Origin of the sequence: Isoptericola sp. NPDC057559 (assembly GCF_042801555.1) — a bacterium.
GTDB lineage: Bacteria > Actinomycetota > Actinomycetes > Actinomycetales > Cellulomonadaceae > Isoptericola.
The window spans coordinates 98,035-115,898 of sequence record NZ_JBHVFQ010000003.1; the positions used below are offsets into that span (position 1 = coordinate 98,035).

15 protein-coding genes are annotated in these 17,864 nt (G+C 68.1%); all 15 read left to right on the forward strand.

Annotation, left to right across the window (positions count from 1 at the left end):
- The first annotated feature begins 72 nt into the window (after positions 1–72).
- The 15 genes from ACFU5J_RS05410 to rpsS all read left to right on the forward strand — a co-directional run bounded on the left by ACFU5J_RS05410 (position 73) and on the right by rpsS (position 17,854).
- Positions 73–195 (forward strand): hypothetical protein, encoded by a 123-nt coding sequence (locus tag ACFU5J_RS05410; RefSeq protein ID WP_430578064.1) that lies wholly within the window; start codon positions 73–75, stop codon positions 193–195.
- A 289-nt stretch (positions 196–484) separates the two neighbouring features.
- A complete protein-coding gene (gene rplJ, locus ACFU5J_RS05415; protein WP_380322286.1) occupies positions 485–1,015 on the forward strand; it encodes a 50S ribosomal protein L10 in 531 nt (176 codons plus the stop codon).
- Between the two features lie 83 nt (positions 1,016–1,098).
- Positions 1,099–1,488 (forward strand): 50S ribosomal protein L7/L12, encoded by a 390-nt coding sequence (gene rplL / locus ACFU5J_RS05420; RefSeq protein WP_430574589.1) that lies wholly within the window; start codon positions 1,099–1,101, stop codon positions 1,486–1,488.
- A 459-nt stretch (positions 1,489–1,947) separates the two neighbouring features.
- Positions 1,948–5,460: a DNA-directed RNA polymerase subunit beta gene (gene rpoB / locus ACFU5J_RS05425; protein WP_430574590.1), complete on the forward strand. Its 3,513-nt coding sequence runs from the start codon at positions 1,948–1,950 to the stop codon at positions 5,458–5,460.
- A 57-nt stretch (positions 5,461–5,517) separates the two neighbouring features.
- On the forward strand, positions 5,518–9,399 hold the full coding sequence (locus ACFU5J_RS05430; protein ID WP_430574591.1) for a DNA-directed RNA polymerase subunit beta': 3,882 nt from the start codon (positions 5,518–5,520) through the stop codon (positions 9,397–9,399).
- A 445-nt stretch (positions 9,400–9,844) separates the two neighbouring features.
- Positions 9,845–10,219: a 30S ribosomal protein S12 gene (gene rpsL, locus ACFU5J_RS05435; protein WP_430574592.1), complete on the forward strand. Its 375-nt coding sequence runs from the start codon at positions 9,845–9,847 to the stop codon at positions 10,217–10,219.
- Entirely contained in the window at positions 10,219–10,689 is a 471-nt protein-coding gene (gene rpsG, locus ACFU5J_RS05440; protein ID WP_430574593.1) for a 30S ribosomal protein S7, read from the forward strand. The genes rpsL and rpsG overlap by 1 nt, the downstream gene beginning before the upstream one ends.
- 113 nt (positions 10,690–10,802) lie before the next feature.
- On the forward strand, positions 10,803–12,905 hold the full coding sequence (gene fusA, locus ACFU5J_RS05445; protein ID WP_430574594.1) for an elongation factor G: 2,103 nt from the start codon (positions 10,803–10,805) through the stop codon (positions 12,903–12,905).
- A gap of 128 nt (positions 12,906–13,033) precedes the next feature.
- Positions 13,034–14,230, forward strand: a complete 1,197-nt coding sequence (gene tuf, locus ACFU5J_RS05450) for an elongation factor Tu (RefSeq protein WP_430574595.1) — start codon at positions 13,034–13,036, stop codon at positions 14,228–14,230.
- A 482-nt stretch (positions 14,231–14,712) separates the two neighbouring features.
- Positions 14,713–15,021 (forward strand): 30S ribosomal protein S10, encoded by a 309-nt coding sequence (rpsJ, locus tag ACFU5J_RS05455; protein WP_013837837.1) that lies wholly within the window; start codon positions 14,713–14,715, stop codon positions 15,019–15,021.
- Between the two features lie 13 nt (positions 15,022–15,034).
- A complete protein-coding gene (gene rplC, locus ACFU5J_RS05460) occupies positions 15,035–15,688 on the forward strand; it encodes a 50S ribosomal protein L3 (RefSeq protein WP_416342460.1) in 654 nt (217 codons plus the stop codon).
- Positions 15,689–15,693: 5 nt separating this feature from the next.
- Entirely contained in the window at positions 15,694–16,392 is a 699-nt protein-coding gene (rplD, locus tag ACFU5J_RS05465) for a 50S ribosomal protein L4 (RefSeq protein ID WP_430574596.1), read from the forward strand.
- Positions 16,389–16,691 carry a 50S ribosomal protein L23 gene (gene rplW, locus ACFU5J_RS05470; protein WP_079572420.1) on the forward strand — a complete coding sequence of 101 codons (303 nt, stop codon included), beginning with the start codon at positions 16,389–16,391 and terminating at the stop codon, positions 16,689–16,691. Before rplD ends, rplW begins: the two co-directional genes overlap by 4 nt.
- A gap of 29 nt (positions 16,692–16,720) precedes the next feature.
- Entirely contained in the window at positions 16,721–17,557 is an 837-nt protein-coding gene (gene rplB, locus ACFU5J_RS05475; RefSeq protein WP_380321622.1) for a 50S ribosomal protein L2, read from the forward strand.
- A gap of 15 nt (positions 17,558–17,572) precedes the next feature.
- Positions 17,573–17,854: a 30S ribosomal protein S19 gene (gene rpsS / locus ACFU5J_RS05480; RefSeq protein ID WP_075829208.1), complete on the forward strand. Its 282-nt coding sequence runs from the start codon at positions 17,573–17,575 to the stop codon at positions 17,852–17,854.
- The last annotated feature ends 10 nt before the right edge of the window (positions 17,855–17,864 follow it).

A 17,864-nucleotide genomic window follows, 5' to 3' on the forward strand; every position in this document is an offset into this window, starting at 1 on the left:
CGCCGGTTGTGATGGGGGCGCCGAGTCTCGGCAGTTCGACTGAGACTGGGGACACCGACGGAAGGACGTTCGATGAAGGCACGCGCCGCCCGCGTCATTGCAGGTCTGCTGCTCGCCGCCACCGCCGTGGTGGGCGCAGCGGCCACGGCGTCTGCCGAGCCCCCGGGCCCGCAGCACCCGTTCTCCACCCACTGACTCCGACGCATCGTCGCCTATGGGGCGGTCGGTGGTCCGGCGGGAGCGTACCGGACCACCGACCGCCGTCGTGTACAGTTCTCAGGTAACCCAAGACCGCCGGTCGTCAGACGCTGCCCGGGCTCGCCCAGGAAGCCGAAGACCGAAGTCCCGCGAAGAGTGCGGGGGCCTGCGTAGGTGACACGACGACGATCACACAGTCCGCTGTGAGCTCCGAGCCCCGTGCGCACCTGCGCCGGGGCTCCTTTCTTTTCCGGGTACCGGTGGCACCACCACCGGAAGGATTGCCATGGCGAGGCCGGACAAGGCAGCCGCTGTCGCGGAGGTCGCGGACAAGTTCCGTGACTCGAACGCGGCCGTGCTGACCGAGTACCGCGGGCTCACCGTCGCGCAGCTCAAGGAGCTGCGTCGGTCGCTCAGCGGCAACGCAACCTACGCCGTGGTGAAGAACACGCTGACCTCCATCGCGGCCAAGGAGGCCGGGATCGACGCCTTCGAGGCGGACCTCAAGGGTCCTTCCGCGATCGCGTTCGTGACCGGTGACCCGGTCGAGGCCGCCAAGGGTCTGCGTGACTTCGCCAAGGCGAACCCTGCACTGGTCATCAAGGGCGGTGTCCTTGACGGGAAGCCGCTGACCGCTGCAGAGGTCACCAAGCTCGCGGACCTCGAGTCCCGCGAGGTCCTGCTGGCCAAGACGGTCGGCGCGATGAAGGCCAAGCTCTACCAGGCTGCCTACGCCTTCACCGCGAAGCCGGCCCAGGCCGCTCGCGTCATCGATGCCCTGCGTCAGAAGCAGGAATCGGAGGCCGCTGCCGCCTGACGGCGGTACGGCGAGAACACCCCCCTCTGCTTCTGCCGGGCCCCGCGAGGCCCCAGGACGCACCAACCGAAAGGAACGCCATCATGGCGAAGCTCAGCACCGACGAGCTCCTGTCCGCCTTCGAGGAGCTCACCCTCATCGAGCTCAACGAGTTCGTGAAGGCCTTCGAGGAGAAGTTCGACGTCACCGCCGCGGCCCCGGTCGCCGCTGCCGTCGCCGCCCCCGCCGCCGGCGGCGGTGCCGCCGAGGCCGCCGAGGAGAAGACGGAGTTCGACGTCATCCTCGAGGCCGCCGGCGACAAGAAGATCCAGGTCATCAAGGAGGTGCGCGCGCTCACGTCCCTCGGCCTGAAGGAGGCCAAGGACCTGGTCGACGGCGCCCCGAAGCCGGTCCTGGAGGCCGCGAACAAGGAGACGGCCGACAAGGCCAAGGCCGCCCTCGAGGGCGCCGGCGCCACCGTCACCGTCAAGTGATCGCCGCGGCCTAGCCGCGCATCGCTTCCTGCGAGGCCCGCATCCCTTCGGGGGTGCGGGCCTCGCTGCGTCCCGGCGGGAGGCGCCCGCGGGACGGTTGTGGAGGTGTCGTGCCGTGACCGACGTCGCGCGCCGACGCCTGGCATCCCGGCCATAGCACGGGTTAGGCTGGTCCGACAACCGTTTCTTGGGCGGCATATGGCGGCCACCGAGACAACGTCCTCAAAGACCCAGAACCGAGGGCGTCCGCTCGTGTGCCCGCGCGAGTGGACAAACGATGAAGTTCTGGCTACGCTAGCGCTTTGCGCTCGCTTGTGCCCCGACGCGTCCCCGCCGACGAAGCCCCGCCCTCCGTGTCACGTCTTCGTGACCCCATGGGGCGGTCCACTCCCGCGGTCCGGCGCCTCCAGCCCTCGCAGAGCGTACAGCGTGCCATCGAACTGCAGGGAAGGACCCCTCTTGGCTGCCTCGCGCACCCCTTCTGTTCCGTCCGCCGACGCCATCGCGAACCGCACCGCTTCCCGCCGCGTCTCCTTCGCCAAGATCTACGAGCCGCTCGAGGTCCCCGACCTCCTCGGGCTGCAGACCGAGAGCTTCGACTGGCTGCTCGGCAGCCCCGCCTGGCAGGCCCGGGTCGAGGCGGCCACCGCCGCCGGCCGGTCCGACGTCCCGGCCACCTCGGGCCTGGAGGAGATCTTCGAGGAGATCTCGCCGATCGAGGACTTCGGCCAGTCGATGTCCCTCTCGTTCTCGAACCACCGGTTCGAGCCCCCGAAGTACACGGCTGACGAGTGCAAGGAGAAGGACTTCACCTTCGCCGCGCCGCTGTTCGTGACCGCCGAGTTCGTGAACTACACGACCGGTGAGATCAAGAGCCAGACGGTCTTCATGGGTGACTTCCCGCTCATGACCGCGCGCGGCACGTTCATCATCAACGGCACCGAGCGCGTCGTCGTCTCGCAGCTGGTCCGTTCCCCGGGGGTCTACTTCGAGCGCACCCCCGACAAGACGAGCGACAAGGACGTCTTCTCGGCGAAGGTCATCCCGTCGCGCGGCGCCTGGCTCGAGTTCGAGATCGACAAGCGCGACGCCGTCGGCGTGCGCGTCGACCGCAAGCGCAAGCAGCCCGTCACCGTCCTCCTCAAGGCCCTCGGCCTCACGGAGGCGGAGATCCGCGAGGAGTTCGCGGACTTCCCGTCGGTGCTCGACACCCTCGAGAAGGACCACGTCCACACCCAGGACGAGGCCCTCGTCGACCTGTACCGCAAGATCCGTCCGGGCGAGCCGCCCACGGTCGAGGCCGGTCGCGCGCTGCTCGAGAACTTCTACTTCAACCCGAAGCGCTACGACCTCGCGAAGGTCGGCCGCTACAAGATCAGCAAGAAGCTGGGCGTCGACGCGCCGCTGGCGGACTCGACGCTGTCGGTGACGGACGTCGTCGCGACGATCAAGTACCTGGCCGCGCTGCACGCCGACCTGGTGACCATCCCCGGCACCCGGGACGGCCAGCCGACCGAGGTCCGCGTCGAGACGGACGACATCGACCACTTCGGCAACCGTCGCATCCGCGCCGTCGGCGAGCTCATCCAGAACCAGGTGCGCACGGGCCTGTCCCGCATGGAGCGCGTGGTCCGCGAGCGGATGACGACGCAGGACGTCGAGGCGATCACGCCGCAGACGCTGATCAACATCCGCCCCGTGGTGGCGTCGATCCGCGAGTTCTTCGGCACCTCGCAGCTGTCGCAGTTCATGGACCAGAACAACCCGCTCGCGGGCCTGACGCACAAGCGTCGTCTGAACGCCCTCGGCCCGGGTGGTCTGTCCCGCGACCGCGCCGGCATGGAGGTCCGTGACGTCCACCCGTCGCACTACGGCCGCATGTGCCCGATCGAGACCCCTGAGGGCCCGAACATCGGCCTCATCGGCTCGCTCGCGTCGTTCGGTCGCATCAACCCGTTCGGCTTCATCGAGACGCCGTACCGCAAGGTCACCGACGGCAAGGTCACGGACGAGATCGTCTACCTGACCGCCGACGACGAGGACCGGCACATCATCGCCCAGGCGAACACCGAGCTCGCCGTGGACGGCACGTTCCTCCGCGAGCGCGTGCTGGTGCGCACCAAGGGCGGCGAGACCGACGACCTGCCGCCGGCCGAGATCGACTACATGGACGTCTCGCCGCGCCAGATGGTGTCCGTCGCGACGGCGCTCATCCCGTTCCTCGAGCACGACGACGCGAACCGCGCGCTCATGGGCGCCAACATGCAGCGCCAGGCCGTGCCGCTGGTGCGCTCCGAGGCGCCGCTGGTCGGCACCGGCATGGAGCGTCGTGCGGCCGTCGACGCCGGCGACGTCATCGTGGCGACCAAGCCCGGTGTGGTCACCGAGGTCTCGGCCGACCTGGTCCTCGTCGCGAACGACGACGGCACCACCGGCTCGTACCGCGCCGCGAAGTTCCGCCGCTCGAACCAGGGCACCAGCTACAACCAGCGCGTGCTCGTGGACGAGGGCCAGCGGGTCGAGGTCGGCTCCGTGCTGGCCGACGGCCCGGCGACCGACGAGGGCGACCTCGCGCTCGGCCGCAACCTGCTCGTGGCGTTCATGTCGTGGGAGGGCCACAACTACGAGGACGCGATCATCCTGTCGCAGCGCCTCGTGGAGGACGACGTCCTCTCCTCGATCCACATCGAGGAGCACGAGGTCGACGCCCGCGACACGAAGCTCGGGCCCGAGGAGATCACGCGGGACATCCCGAACGTCTCCGAGGACGTCCTGGCCGACCTCGACGAGCGCGGCGTGATCCGCATCGGTGCCGAGGTCGGCGCGGGCGACGTGCTGGTCGGCAAGGTCACCCCGAAGGGCGAGACCGAGCTGACCCCGGAGGAGCGCCTGCTGCGCGCCATCTTCGGCGAGAAGGCCCGCGAGGTCCGCGACACGTCCCTCAAGGTGCCCCACGGCGAGCAGGGCACGGTCATCGGCGTGCGCGAGTTCAACCGGGAGGACGGCGACGAGCTGCCCGCCGGCGTGAACCAGCTGGTGCGCGTCTACATCGCCCAGCGCCGCAAGATCACCGTCGGCGACAAGCTCGCCGGCCGGCACGGCAACAAGGGCGTCATCTCGAAGATCCTGCCGCAGGAGGACATGCCGTTCCTCCCCGACGGCACGCCGGTCGACGTCATCCTCAACCCGCTGGGCGTGCCCGGTCGGATGAACGTCGGCCAGGTCCTCGAGACCCACCTGGGCTGGGTCGCCAGCCGCGGCTGGGACATCGAGCTGGCCGAGGGCGACGACCTCTCCTGGAAGGAGACGCTGCCCGCGGTCGCGGCGAAGTCGGAGCCGCGGACGCCGGTGGCGACGCCGGTGTTCGACGGCCTCGAGGAGTCCGGCCTGCGCGGTCTGCTCTCGACGACGCTGCCGAACCGTGACGGCGAGCGCATGGTCGCCACCGACGGCAAGGCCCGGCTCTTCGACGGCCGCTCCGGCGAGCCGTTCCCGGACCCGGTGTCGGTGGGCTACATGTACATCCTCAAGCTCCACCACCTGGTCGACGACAAGATCCACGCGCGCTCGACCGGCCCGTACTCGATGATCACGCAGCAGCCGCTGGGTGGTAAGGCGCAGTTCGGTGGCCAGCGCTTCGGTGAGATGGAGGTGTGGGCCCTCGAGGCGTACGGCGCGGCCTACACGCTGCAGGAGCTGCTCACCATCAAGTCGGACGACGTCCCCGGCCGCGTGAAGGTGTACGAGGCGATCGTCAAGGGCGAGAACATCCCCGACTCGGGCATCCCGGAGTCCTTCAAGGTGCTCCTCAAGGAGATGCAGTCGCTGTGCCTGAACGTCGAGGTGCTCTCGAGCGACGGAACCTCCATCGAGATGAAGGAGTCCGACGACGAGGTGTACCGCGCCGCGGAGGAGCTGGGCATCGATCTGTCTCGACGCCCCAACTCGGCCGCCACGGTCGACGAGATCTGATCCAGCGACCAGCTGAACTCCACGGACATTCGAAAAGCTTTGAGGAAGTAGGACATCTTGCTCGACGTCAACGTCTTCGACGAGCTGCGTATCGGCCTGGCAACGGCCGACGACATCCGTGCCTGGTCGCACGGTGAGGTCAAGAAGCCCGAGACCATCAACTACCGCACGCTCAAGCCGGAGAAGGACGGGCTCTTCTGCGAGAAGATCTTCGGCCCCACCCGGGACTGGGAGTGCTACTGCGGCAAGTACAAGCGCGTGCGCTTCAAGGGCATCATCTGCGAGCGCTGCGGCGTCGAGGTGACGCGCTCGAAGGTGCGTCGTGAGCGCATGGGTCACATCGAGCTCGCCGCCCCGGTCACGCACATCTGGTTCTTCAAGGGTGTGCCGTCGCGCCTCGGCTACCTGCTGGACCTGGCCCCGAAGGACCTGGAGAAGGTCATCTACTTCGCGGCCTACATGGTCACGTGGGTCGACGACGAGGCCCGCCACGAGGACCTCCCGAACCTCCAGAACGAGATCGACCTGGAGAAGAAGGAGATCTCGGACCGCCGCGACAACGACATCAACGCCCGCGCCCAGAAGCTCGAGGCCGACCTGGCCGAGCTCGAGGCCGAGGGTGCCAAGGCCGACGCGCGCCGCAAGGTGCGCGACTCCGCCGAGCGCGAGATGGCGCAGCTCCGCAAGCGTTCCGACGCGGAGCTGGACCGCCTCGAGCAGGTCTGGGACCGGTTCAAGAACCTCAAGGTCGCGGACCTCGAGGGCGACGAGATGCTGTACCGCCAGCTCGTCGACCGGTACGGCACGTACTTCGAGGGCTCGATGGGCGCCGCGGCGATCCAGAAGCGCCTCGAGAGCTTCGACCTGGAGGCCGAGTCCGAGTCGCTGCGCGAGACCATCCGCACCGGCAAGGGCCAGCGCAAGACGCGCGCGCTCAAGCGCCTGAAGGTCGTCAACGCGTTCCTCACGACGACCAACTCGCCCACGGCGATGGTGCTCGACGCCGTCCCGGTCATCCCCCCGGACCTGCGCCCGATGGTGCAGCTCGACGGTGGCCGGTTCGCGACGTCGGACCTCAACGACCTGTACCGCCGCGTGATCAACCGCAACAACCGGCTCAAGCGCCTGCTCGACCTCGGCGCGCCGGAGATCATCGTCAACAACGAGAAGCGGATGCTCCAGGAGGCCGTGGACTCGCTGTTCGACAACGGCCGCCGCGGCCGCCCGGTGACCGGGCCGGGCAACCGCCCGCTCAAGTCGATCTCCGACATGCTCAAGGGCAAGCAGGGCCGGTTCCGTCAGAACCTGCTCGGCAAGCGCGTCGACTACTCGGGCCGTTCGGTCATCGTGGTCGGCCCGCAGCTCAAGCTGCACCAGTGCGGTCTGCCCAAGCAGATGGCGCTCGAGCTGTTCAAGCCCTTCGTCATGAAGCGGCTCGTGGAGCTGAACCACGCGCAGAACATCAAGAGCGCCAAGCGCATGGTCGAGCGCACCCGCGGCGAGGTCTGGGACGTGCTGGAGGAGGTCATCCAGGAGCACCCGGTGCTGCTGAACCGTGCCCCCACCCTGCACCGCCTCGGCATCCAGGCCTTCGAGCCGCAGCTCGTCGAGGGCAAGGCCATCCACCTTCACCCGCTCGTGTGCGCCGCCTTCAACGCGGACTTCGACGGCGACCAGATGGCGGTCCACCTGCCCCTGAGCGCGGAGGCGCAGGCCGAGGCCCGCATCCTCATGCTCTCGAGCAACAACATCCTCAAGCCGTCGGACGGTCGTCCGGTGACCATGCCCTCGCAGGACATGATCATCGGCCTGCACCACCTCACGTCCGACCGCCCCGGTGGGGTGGGGGAGGGGCGCGCGTTCTCCTCGCAGGCCGAGGCGATCATGGCCCTCGACCGCGGTGAGCTCGACCTCAACGCCACGATCAGGATGCGGATGTCCGACCTCGTGCCGCCGACCAGCGGCTTCGAGGCCCCCGAGGGCTGGGAGCCCGGGCAGCCGCTGCTGTTCGAGACCACCCTGGGTCGCACGATCTTCAACGAGGCGCTCCCGATCGACTACCCGTTCCAGAACGGTGTCGTCGGCAAGAAGGAGCTCTCGACGATCGTCAACGACCTGGCGGAGCGCTACCCCAAGGTCGACGTCGCGACGTCGCTCGACGCGCTGAAGGACGCCGGCTACCGGTGGGCCACGCGTTCGGGCGTCACGATCGCGATCTCCGACGTGGCGATGCCGGAGATCAAGAACACGATCCTGGACGAGCACGAGCTGCGTGCGCTCAAGGTGCAGGACCAGTTCGACAAGGGTCTGATCACCGACGACGAGCGTCGCCAGGAGCTCATCGAGATCTGGACGCAGGCCACCGACAAGATCGCGTCGGTCATGCGCGAGAACCTCGAGAGCAACTCGCGGAACACGCTCTACCGCATGGTGTCCTCGGGCGCCCGTGGTAACTGGATGCAGGTCCGTCAGATCGCCGGTATGCGCGGCCTCGTGGCGAACCCGAAGGGCGAGATCATCCCCCGCCCGATCAAGTCCAACTACCGCGAGGGCCTGTCCGTCCTCGAGTACTTCATCGCCTCGCACGGTGCCCGCAAGGGTCTGGCCGACACGGCGCTGCGTACCGCTGACTCGGGCTACCTGACCCGTCGTCTCGTCGACGTGTCGCAGGACGTCATCATCCGCGAGGAGGACTGCGGCACCGAGCGCGGTCTGACGCTGCCCGTCGCCGAGCGCATCGGTGACGTGCTGGCGCCGCACCCGCGCGTGGAGACGAGCATCTACTCGCGCACGTTCGCGACGGACGTCGTGGACGCGGACGGCAACGTGGTGGCCGAGGCGGGCTCGGACGCGGGCGACGTGGTGATCGGCAAGGTCATCGCCGCCGGCGTCGAGAGCGTCAAGGTCCGCTCCGTGCTGACCTGCGAGTCGCGCGTCGGCACCTGCGCCAAGTGCTACGGCCGCTCCCTGGCCACCGGCAAGCTGGTGGACATCGGCGAGGCCGTCGGCATCATCGCGGCGCAGTCCATCGGTGAGCCGGGCACGCAGCTGACGATGCGTACCTTCCACACCGGTGGTGTCGCCTCCGCGGAGGACATCACGCAGGGTCTGCCGCGTGTCACCGAGCTCTTCGAGGCCCGCACCCCCAAGGGTGAGGCGCCGATCGCCGAGTACACGGGCACCGTGGCCATCGAGGACACGGAGCGCACGCGCCACCTGGTCCTCACGCCGGACGACGGTGGCGAGGAGATCCGCTACCCGGTGACCAAGCGTGCGCGTCTGCTGATCACGGACGGTCAGCAGGTCACGGTCGGCACCCAGCTGGTCCAGGGCGCCGTCGACCCGAAGAAGGTGCTCCGCATCCTCGGGCCGCGTGCCACGCAGAAGCACCTGGTGGACGAGGTCCAGGAGACCTACCGCTCGCAGGGTGTGGACATCCACGACAAGCACATCGAGGTCATCGTGCGGCAGATGCTGCGCCGCGTGACCGTGCTCGACTCGGGTGACTCGCACCTGCTGCCGGGTGAGCTCGCGGAGCGCGTCCGCTTCGAGGACGCGAACCGTCGTGCCGTGGCGGAGGGTGGCCAGCCGGCCTCCGGCCGTCCGGAGCTCATGGGTATCACGAAGGCGTCGCTCGCCACCGACTCGTGGCTGTCGGCCGCCTCCTTCCAGGAGACGACCCGCGTGCTCACCGAGGCGTCGATGAGCGGTCGTCGTGACCCGCTGCTGGGCCTCAAGGAGAACGTCATCCTCGGTAAGCTCATCCCGGCCGGTACGGGCCTGCCCCGCTACGGGAACATCCAGGTCGAGCCGACGGAGCAGGCGAAGGCCGAGCTCTACCCGAGCTTCGGGTACGACGAGATCGACTTCCCGACGCTCGGCATGGGCTCGGGCGAGGCGATCCCGCTGGAGGACCTCGACTTCGGCGACTTCCGCTAGAACCCACGGGTCTCCTCGCTTCGCCGCGGGGACCCGCCGGGACCCTGGATCCGCTGATCCGTCGGTCCTGAGCACCAGCTGGTCCCCAGGAGGGGCGCACGTCACAGCGTGCGCCCCTCCTGCACCTTTGACCCCGCTTGCTTCCGCGGGTAATCTTGGAAGCCGTGCCCGTGCCGTCGCGCGCGCATCCCGCTGTCAGTCCAGAGCCTTCGGCTCGGGCCGGCTGCCGGAGGCGTCGCCGACCTGAGCGCACAGGTACCCCGGGAAGATCGCTCGGACCGTCCGTGAGGGCGGGGGAGCGGGCCCGGGCCATCGAGCCGGTGGTAAGTGGCGTTGCGGTCCGTGAGGGCCGCGGGTGCCGCATGCGATCGGCACGCACAAGCCAGACAGACCACCGTCGAGGGCCGGCCGGCCCTCGAGAGCTCGAGAAGACGACGGAGACGTAGTGCCTACGATCCAGCAGCTCGTCCGCAAGGGCCGGAGCACGAAGGCCACGGCGTCGAAGACGCCCGCCCTCAAGGCTTCCCCCCAGCGGCGCGGCGTGTGCACGCGCGTGTACACCACCACCCCCAAGAAGCCGAACTCCGCGCTCCGCAAGGTCGCGCGCGTCAAGCTGTCCTCCGGTACCGAGGTCACGGCGTACATCCCCGGCGTCGGCCACAACCTGCAGGAGCACTCGATCGTGCTCGTGCGCGGCGGCCGCGTGAAGGACCTCCCGGGTGTCCGCTACAAGATCGTGCGCGGCGCGCTCGACACGCAGGGCGTGAAGAACCGCAAGCAGGCCCGCAGCAAGTACGGCGCGAAGAAGGAGAAGGCCTGATGCCTCGCAAGGGTCCGGCCCCCAAGCGGCCGCTCATCGTCGACCCCGTCTACGGGTCGCCCGTCGTCACGCAGCTGATCAACAAGGTCCTGCTCGACGGCAAGAAGTCCACCGCCGAGGCGATCGTCTACGGCGCCCTCGAGGGTGTCCGTGCCAAGACGGACCAGGACCCGGTCGTCGTGCTCAAGCGCGCGCTGGAGAACGTCCGCCCGGCTCTCGAGGTCCGCTCCCGCCGTGTCGGTGGAGCCACCTACCAGGTGCCCGTCGACGTCCGCCCCGTGCGCTCGACGACGCTCGCCCTGCGCTGGCTCACCGACTTCTCGCGCGCCCGTCGCGAGAAGACGATGACCGAGCGCCTGATGAACGAGATCCTCGACGCCTCCAACGGCCTCGGTGCCGCGGTGAAGCGCCGCGAGGACATGCACAAGATGGCCGACTCGAACAAGGCGTTCGCGCACTACCGCTGGTGATGCGCTCAGGACGGCTCCGGGTGACCCCCGGGGCCGTCCGCGGATCCGGAGCCGGCCGGGGGCCGGCCCTCCGGCCCGGCTCCCGACCTTCCACCGACAAGGGGTAAGACACCGTGGCACTCGACGTGCTGACCGACCTGAACAAGGTCCGCAACATCGGCATCATGGCGCACATCGATGCCGGCAAGACCACCACCACCGAGCGCATCCTGTTCTACACGGGTGTGAACTACAAGATCGGTGAGACGCACGACGGTGCGTCGACGATGGACTGGATGGAGCAGGAGCAGGAGCGCGGCATCACGATCACGTCCGCCGCGACGACCTGCTACTGGAAGAACAACCAGATCAACATCATCGACACCCCGGGTCACGTGGACTTCACCGTCGAGGTCGAGCGCTCGCTGCGCGTGCTCGACGGTGCTGTCGCGGTGTTCGACGGCAAGGAGGGCGTCGAGCCCCAGTCGGAGACCGTGTGGCGCCAGGCCGACAAGTACGACGTCCCGCGCATCTGCTTCGTCAACAAGATGGACAAGCTGGGTGCCGACTTCTACTTCACGGTCGACACGATCGTCAACCGCCTCAAGGCGAAGCCGCTCGTCATCCAGCTCCCGATCGGGGCGGAGAACGACTTCGAGGGTGTCGTCGACCTCCTCGAGATGAAGGCGCTCACGTGGCGCGGCGACACCAAGATGGGCGAGGAGTACGCGGTCGAGGAGATCCCGGCCGACCTCGTCGAGAAGGCCGAGCAGTACCGGGCCGAGCTCGTCGAGGCCGTCGCCGAGGCCGACGACGAGCTGCTCGAGAAGTTCCTCGGTGGCGAGGAGCTCTCGATCGCCGAGATCAAGTCCGGCATCCGCAAGCTCGTCATCCGGTCCGAGGCCTTCCCGGTCCTGTGCGGCTCGGCGTTCAAGAACAAGGGCGTCCAGCCCATGCTCGACGCCGTCATCGACTACCTGCCGACCCCGCTCGACGTCCCGGCCGTCCAGGGCCACGACGTCAAGGACGCGGAGAAGATCATCGAGCGTCGTCCGGACGAGACGGAGCCGTTCTCGGCCCTCGCGTTCAAGGTCGCCACGCACCCGTTCTTCGGCAAGCTCACCTACGTGCGCGTGTACTCGGGCAAGGTCGCGCAGGGCGCGCAGGTCCAGAACTCGACCAAGGGCAAGAAGGAGCGCATCGGGAAGCTCTTCCAGATGCACTCCAACAAGGAGAACCCGGTCGAAGAGGCGCACGCCGGCCACATCTACGCGTTCATCGGCCTCAAGGACGTCACCACCGGTGACACGCTGTGCGACCCGGCGAACCCGGTCATCCTCGAGTCGATGACCTTCCCCGAGCCGGTCATCGACGTGGCCATCGAGCCGAAGACGAAGGCCGACCAGGAGAAGCTCTCCACGGCGATCCAGAAGCTCGCCCAGGAGGACCCGACCTTCCGCGTCAAGCTGGACGAGGAGACCGGCCAGACCGTCATCGGCGGCATGGGCGAGCTCCACCTCGACATCCTCGTCGACCGCATGCGTCGCGAGTTCAAGGTCGAGGCCAACGTCGGCAAGCCGCAGGTGGCGTACCGCGAGACGATCCGCCGCGCCGCGGAGAAGATCGACTACACGCACAAGAAGCAGACCGGTGGCTCGGGCCAGTTCGCGAAGGTCCAGGTGACCTTCGAGCCGCTCGAGACGGCGGAGGGTGAGCTCTACGAGTTCGCCAACGCCGTCACCGGTGGTCGCATCCCGCGCGAGTACATCCCGTCCGTCGACGCCGGCATCCAGTCGGCGATGCAGCAGGGCGTGCTGGCCGGGTTCCCCGTGGTCGGGGTCAAGGCCACGCTGCTCGACGGCGCCTACCACGACGTCGACTCCTCGGAGATGGCGTTCAAGATCGCCGGCTCGATGGTCTTCAAGGAGGGCATCAAGCGGGCCGACCCGGTCATCCTCGAGCCCGTCATGGCCGTCGAGGTCCGGACGCCCGAGGAGTACATGGGCGACGTGATCGGTGACATCAACTCGCGTCGTGGGATGATCCAGTCCATGGAGGACGCGACCGGTGTCAAGGTCGTGCGCGCCCAGGTACCGTTGAGCGAGATGTTCGGGTACATCGGCGACCTGCGTTCCAAGACGCAGGGCCGCGCGGTGTACTCGATGCAGTTCGACAGCTACGCCGAGGTTCCTCGCAACGTTGCTGACGAGATCATCAAGAAGACCCGGGGCGAGTGAGTCCCCACAGGTCGACGACCTAGCACAACCATCAACCTGTAGGAAACCGCAACGCCCGCAGGGTTACGGCTTGATCGGCCGACACCTGCAACGTTCGGAACATCTACCCATTTCCCAGGAGGACCCCAGTGGCTAAGGCCAAGTTCGAGCGGACCAAGCCGCACGTCAACGTCGGCACGATCGGGCACGTGGACCACGGCAAGACCACGCTCACCGCCGCGATCTCCAAGACGCTCGCGGACACGTACCCCGACCTGCCGGCGAACACGCAGCGCAACTTCGACGAGATCGACGCCGCGCCGGAGGAGAAGCAGCGCGGCATCACGATCAACATCGCGCACATCGAGTACGAGACGCCCAAGCGTCACTACGCGCACGTCGATGCTCCGGGTCACGCCGACTACATCAAGAACATGATCACCGGTGCCGCCCAGATGGACGGCGCGATCCTGGTGGTCGCCGCGACCGACGGTCCGATGGCCCAGACGCGCGAGCACGTGCTGCTGGCCCGCCAGGTGGGCGTGCCCTACCTGCTCGTCGCGCTGAACAAGGCCGACATGGTCGACGACGAGGAGATCCTCGAGCTCGTCGAGATGGAGGTCCGCGAGCTGCTGTCGTCGCAGGAGTTCGACGGCGACAACGCGCCCGTCGTCCGCGTCTCCGGCCTCAAGGCCCTCGAGGGTGACCCCGAGTGGACCAAGAAGATCCTGGAGCTCATGGAGGCCGTGGACGAGAACGTCCCCGACCCCGTGCGCGAGCTCGACAAGCCGTTCCTCATGCCGATCGAGGACGTCTTCACCATCACCGGCCGCGGCACCGTCGTGACCGGCAAGGTGGAGCGTGGCACGCTCGACGTCAACTCCGAGGTCGAGATCGTCGGTATCCGCGAGCCGCAGAAGACCACGGTCACCGGTATCGAGACGTTCCACAAGCAGATGGACCAGGCCCAGGCCGGCGACAACACCGGTCTGCTCCTGCGCGGCATCAAGCGCGAGGACGTCGAGCGCGGCCAGGTCGTCGTGAAGCCGGGTTCGATCACCCCGCACACCGACTTCGAGGCTCAGGTCTACATCCTGGGCAAGGACGAGGGTGGGCGTCACAACCCGTTCTACTCGAACTACCGTCCGCAGTTCTACTTCCGTACCACGGACGTCACCGGCGTCATCACGCTGCCCGAGGGCACCGAGATGGTCATGCCCGGCGACAACACCGAGATGACGGTCGCGCTGATCCAGCCGATCGCCATGGAGGAGGGCCTCGGCTTCGCCATCCGTGAGGGTGGCCGCACGGTCGGTTCCGGCCGTGTCACCAAGATCATCAAGTGATCTGCTGATCCTCAGCTGATCGCCTGAAGGACCGGAGGCCCGGGCCCCGACAAGGGCCCGGGCCTCCGGTGCGTCCGGCGTCACAGCGGAAGAACCCCGTTCCGGCTTGGAATCGCGGGGTTCCCTGTGGCAAGATGTTCAGGTTGCCTGTCACGGGCGCGTTCTTTCTCGTGTCGAACAGTGTGTAGCACCACGGTGCGTGCGCCGGTCCGGATCTCCGGAACGGCCCGCGTCGCCTGGAGCGGATCCCCTCCCGGAGAGGGGTCGCGGGGTTGCCGGCTGTCGACGCGCTAGAGCGCCCCGCGGGACACATGTCTCGACAGGCCAGACAAACGTCGTGGTCCGCCCCGCGGACCACAATCAACGGCCCCACACCGAACGGTGTGTGCCCGGGTGCGCCGCACTGTTGTGACAACAACTGCGACACGCCCGAGCGCGGGGGTCGGACAGTAGCGGTTCGAGAGAGAGAGTCAGACGACGCCATGGCGGGACAGAAGATCCGCATCCGGCTCAAGTCCTACGACCACGAGGTCATCGACAGCTCGGCGCGCAAGATCGTCGACACGGTGACGCGCGCTGGTGCGACGGTCGTGGGTCCGGTGCCGCTGCCGACGGAGAAGAACGTCTTCACCGTCATCCGGTCGCCTCACAAGTACAAGGACAGCCGCGAGCACTTCGAGATGCGCACGCACAAGCGGCTCATCGACATCATCGACCCCACGCCGAAGGCCGTCGACTCGCTCATGCGTATCGACCTGCCTGCCGACGTGAACATCGAGATCAAGCTCTGAGGCTGGGATAGATATGACCAACCAGCAGAAGAACGTGACCGCGGTGCTCGGCACCAAGCTCGGTATGACGCAGCTGTGGGACGACGCCGGTCGTCTTGTCCCCGTCACCGTCGTGGCCGTCCCGACCAACGTCGTGACGCAGGTCCGCTCCGCGGACGCCGACGGCTACGCGGCCGTCCAGCTCGCCGCCGGCCAGATCGACCCGCGCAAGGTCACCAAGCCGCTCAAGGGCCACTTCGAGAAGGCCGGCGTCACGCCGCGCCGTCACGTCGCCGAGGTCCGGACCGAGGACGCCGCCGAGTTCACGCTCGGCCAGGAGATCACCGCCGCCGCCTTCGAGGCCGGCACCGTGGTCGACGTCGTCGGCACCACCAAGGGCAAGGGCACCGCCGGTGTCATGAAGCGCCACGGCTTCTCCGGTGTCGGCGCCTCGCACGGTGCCCACCGCAACCACCGCAAGGCCGGCTCGATCGGTGGCGCCTCGACGCCGTCGCGCGTGTTCAAGGGCCTGCGGATGGCCGGTCGCATGGGCCACGAGCGCATGACCGTCCAGAACCTGACCGTCCACGCGGTCGACGCCGAGAAGGGTCTGCTGCTCGTCAAGGGCGCGGTTCCCGGCCCCAAGGGTGGCGTCGTCGTCGTGCGTAGCGCCGCGAAGGGTGCGTGACCCCCATGGCTAACCAGACCGTCGACGTGCTCGACGCCCAGGGCAAGAAGGCCGGCAACGCCGAGCTTCCTGCCGAGGTGTTCGACATCGACACCAACGTCCCGCTGATCCACCAGGTGGTCGTCGCGCAGCTCGCTGCCGCCCGTCAGGGCACGCACTCCACCAAGACCCGCGGCGAGGTCCGCGGTGGTGGCAGGAAGCCGTACAAGCAGAAGGGCACCGGCCGCGCCCGTCAGGGTTCGACCCGCGCCCCGCAGTTCGCCGGCGGTGGCACCGTCCACGGCCCGCAGCCGCGCAAGTACGACCAGCGGACCCCGAAGAAGATGAAGGCCGCCGCTCTCCGCGGTGCCCTGTCCGACCGGGCTCGCGCCGGCCGCGTCCACGTGGTCTCCGGCTTCGGCATCGACGGTGCGCCGTCGACCAAGACCGCGGTCAAGACGATCGCCGCGCTCACCGAGCGCACGCACGTCCTCGTGGTCACCGAGCGCTCGGACGAGCTGACGATCAAGTCGCTCCGCAACGTCCAGCAGGTCCACCTGCTGACGGCGGACCAGCTCAACACCTACGACGTGCTCGTCTCCGACGACGTCGTCTTCACGGAGGGTGCGCTCGCCGCGTTCCTCGCCGGCCCGGCCACGGGCAAGAGCGTGAAGGCCGTCGCCACGGAGTCCGAGGCGGCCGAGACCGAGGAGGCCACCAAGTGACCGCCGTGACGAAGGACCCGCGCGACATCCTGATCGCGCCGGTCGTCTCCGAGAAGTCCTACAACCTCCTCGACGAGGGCAAGTACACCTTCGTCGTGGACCCGCGGGCCAACAAGACCGAGATCAAGATCGCGGTCGAGCAGGTCTTCGGCGTCAAGGTCGACTCGGTCAACACGATCAACCGCAAGGGCAAGGCGCGTCGCACGCGCTTCGGCCTGGGCAAGCGCAAGGACACGAAGCGCGCGATCGTGACCCTCCGTGAGGGCACGATCGACATCTTCGGCGGTCCGGCTTCCTGAGGCGCAGAGAGCAGATCGAGGACTAACCCATGGGAATCCGTAAGTACAAGCCGACGACGCCCGGCCGCCGCGGCTCCAGCGTCGCCGACTTCGTCGAGATCACGCGCTCGCAGCCGGAGAAGTCTCTGGTCCGACCGCTGTCCAAGACCGGTGGGCGCAACAACACCGGCCGCATCACGACCCGTCACAAGGGTGGTGGCCACAAGCGCGCCTACCGCGTCATCGACTTCCGTCGCCACGACAAGGACGGCGTGCCCGCCAAGGTCGCGCACATCGAGTACGACCCGAACCGCACGGCTCGGATCGCGCTCCTGCACTACGCGGACGGCACGAAGCGCTACATCATCGCGCCGAACAAGCTGTCGCAGGGTGACGTCGTCGAGGCCGGTGCCGGCGCCGACATCAAGCCCGGCAACAACCTGCCGCTGCGCAACATCCCGACCGGTACGGTCATCCACGCCGTCGAGCTCCGCCCCGGTGGCGGCGCGAAGATCGCCCGCTCCGCCGGCGCCTCCGTGCAGCTCGTCGCGAAGGACGGCCCGTACGCCCAGCTGCGTATGCCGTCCGGCGAGATCCGCAACGTCGACCTGCGCTGCCGCGCCACGGTCGGCGAGGTGGGCAACGCCGAGCAGTCGAACATCAACTGGGGCAAGGCCGGCCGCAAGCGCTGGAAGGGCGTCCGCCCGACCGTGCGTGGTGTGGTCATGAACCCGGTCGACCACCCGCACGGTGGTGGTGAGGGCAAGACCTCCGGTGGTCGCCACCCGGTCAGCCCGTGGGGCCAGCCCGAGGGCCGGACCCGCCGCCCGAACAAGCCGAGCGACAAGCTGATCGTCCGCCGTCGCCGCACCGGCAAGAAGCGCTGAAAAGGAGCCTGACAGATGCCTCGTAGCCTGAAGAAGGGCCCCTTCGTCGACGACCACCTGCAGAAGAAGGTGGACGCTCAGAACGAGAAGGGGACCAAGAACGTCATCAAGACCTGGTCCCGTCGGTCGGTCATCACGCCCGACTTCCTCGGTCACACCTTTGCCGTGCACGACGGCCGGAAGCACACCCCGGTCTTCGTCACCGAGGCGATGGTCGGCCACAAGCTCGGCGAGTTCGCTCCCACGCGAACCTTCCGCGGCCACGTGAAGGACGACAAGAAGGGCCGTCGCCGCTGACCCCCGGGTC

Excerpts from the sequence above, each read along its gene's own strand:
- rpsJ (WP_013837837.1), top strand. The coding sequence starts at position 14,713 with ATGGCGGGACAGAAGATCCGCATCCGGCTCAAGTCCTACGACCACGAG.
- rplD (WP_430574596.1), top strand. The coding sequence starts at position 15,694 with ATGGCTAACCAGACCGTCGACGTGCTCGACGCCCAGGGCAAGAAGGCC.
- rplL (WP_430574589.1), top strand. The coding sequence starts at position 1,099 with ATGGCGAAGCTCAGCACCGACGAGCTCCTGTCCGCCTTCGAGGAGCTC.
- rplC (WP_416342460.1), top strand. The coding sequence starts at position 15,035 with ATGACCAACCAGCAGAAGAACGTGACCGCGGTGCTCGGCACCAAGCTC.
- rpsG (WP_430574593.1), top strand. The coding sequence starts at position 10,219 with ATGCCTCGCAAGGGTCCGGCCCCCAAGCGGCCGCTCATCGTCGACCCC.
- rplB (WP_380321622.1), top strand. The coding sequence starts at position 16,721 with ATGGGAATCCGTAAGTACAAGCCGACGACGCCCGGCCGCCGCGGCTCC.
- rplJ (WP_380322286.1), top strand. The coding sequence starts at position 485 with ATGGCGAGGCCGGACAAGGCAGCCGCTGTCGCGGAGGTCGCGGACAAG.
- ACFU5J_RS05410 (WP_430578064.1), top strand. The coding sequence starts at position 73 with ATGAAGGCACGCGCCGCCCGCGTCATTGCAGGTCTGCTGCTCGCCGCC.
- rpsS (WP_075829208.1), top strand. The coding sequence starts at position 17,573 with ATGCCTCGTAGCCTGAAGAAGGGCCCCTTCGTCGACGACCACCTGCAG.